The 1,628-nt window shown below is 56.9% G+C and carries 3 protein-coding genes; all 3 read right to left on the reverse strand.

Annotation, left to right across the window (positions count from 1 at the left end):
• Positions 1 to 518 (reverse strand): 50S ribosomal protein L6 (gene rplF / locus NW820_RS02885; protein WP_414406640.1); only part of this gene is annotated, 518 nt, incomplete at its 3' end.
• A 33-nt stretch (positions 519 to 551) separates the two neighbouring features.
• Positions 552 to 962, reverse strand: coding sequence for a 30S ribosomal protein S8 (gene rpsH / locus NW820_RS02890; RefSeq protein WP_011434165.1), 411 nt, complete (start codon positions 960 to 962; stop codon positions 552 to 554).
• A 46-nt stretch (positions 963 to 1,008) separates the two neighbouring features.
• Positions 1,009 to 1,551: a 50S ribosomal protein L5 gene (rplE, locus tag NW820_RS02895; protein ID WP_414355946.1), complete on the reverse strand. Its 543-nt coding sequence runs from the start codon at positions 1,549 to 1,551 to the stop codon at positions 1,009 to 1,011.
• Positions 1,552 to 1,628 lie beyond the last annotated feature (77 nt).

The following is a 1,628-nucleotide window of genomic DNA, read 5'->3' on the forward strand; positions in this document are numbered from 1 at the left end:
GCCTTGCGGCGAACTTGTTCCCCTAGATAACGGATCCCTTTCCCCTTGTAGGGCTCTGGGGGCCGGACGGCTCGGATACGGGCGGCAGTATTGCCCACCAGTTCTTTATCTGTGCCTGAGACAACAATGATGTTGTTTCCCTCAACGGCAATTTGGATGCCGGGGGGAAAGGGGATCTCCACAGGGTGACTGTAGCCGACGTTCAAAACCAACTTGCTGCCTTGGATGGCAGCCCGGTAGCCCACGCCCACCAATTCCAGCCGCCGCTCAAATCCCTTGGACACTCCGTCTACCATGTTGGCGACCAAGGTGCGGCAGAGGCCGTGCAGTTGGCGGGCAGGCCGAGAATCGTTGAGACGGCTGACTGTGAGCGTCTGAGCGTTTTGCTGGACTGTGATCAAGGGCGGTAAACTGCGGGACAGTTGACCTTTCGGGCCTTTCACTGCAATGTGTTGGCCGTCGATCTGGATCTCCACCTTGGCAGGAAGGGCGATGGGGCGTCTACCGATACGGGACATGGGAAAAACTCCTGACCAGAGAAAACTTAAGGTCTAGTAGACAAGACAGAGGACTTCACCACCAATGCCCTGCTTACGAGCCTCCCGGTCGGTCATGATGCCGTTGGAGGTGGAGATGATGGCGATCCCAATTCCTCCCAGCACTCGGGGCAGCTCTTTGTGGTTGCGGTAAACCCGCAGGCCGGGTCGGCTCACCCGCTTTAGACCATTGATGATGGGCCTGCAGTTGCGGCCTTTGCCCTTGTACTTCAATCGCAACACCACCCGGGCTTGGATCCCTTCTCCCTCCTCCTTCCATTCGCTGACGAACCCTTCCTCATGAAGAACGCGAGCGATGCTGCGGGTCATGCGGGTGGCCGGAACTGCCACCGACTCGTGCCGAGCCATGGTGGCATTGCGAATGCGGGTGAGCATATCGGCGATCGTGTCGTTGGTGTGGGCCATCAGTGCTCCTCGGAAGATCAATCAAGGAAACTCAGGGTGGGCAAAGCTAAGAGGCAAAGGGCATGCCAAAGGCTTTGAGCAGGGCACGGCCCTCTTCGTCGGTTTTAGCAGTGGTCACAATTGAAATATCCATACCTCGCAACTGATCTACAGAGTCATAGTTGATTTCGGGAAAAATCAGTTGTTCGCGGATGCCGAGGGTGTAGTTGCCTCGTCCATCAAAGGCTTTGGGGCTGACACCGCGGAAGTCACGGATACGGGGCAGAGCAATGTTGATCAGGCGATCCAAAAACGCATACATGCGCTCCCGCCGTAGGGTTACCATCAGGCCAACCGGCATGCCCTTGCGAATCTTGAAGCTGGCAATTGCCTTTTTGGCGCGGGTGATCACCGGACGCTGACCGGTGATGGCGCTGATCTCGGCAATGGAAGATTCCAGAGCCTTGGCATTTTGGGAAGCTTCCCCCAAGCCGCGGTTGATCACGATCTTCTCCAGGCGGGGCACCTGGTGGATGTTGGTGTAGCCCAACTCCTTTTGCAGCTTGGGGACGATGACGGTGTTGTAGAGGATTTGCAGACGCTGGGGCATGGTGGCTTCTCCTTGTGGCTCTGGGCTGGGTCAGAGCCAAACCAATGATGGAAAAAAGAATGTAATGCCTAGTCGAG

Origin of the sequence: Synechococcus sp. R55.7 (assembly GCF_047461955.1) — a bacterium.
Lineage (GTDB): Bacteria > Cyanobacteriota > Cyanobacteriia > Thermostichales > Thermostichaceae > Thermostichus.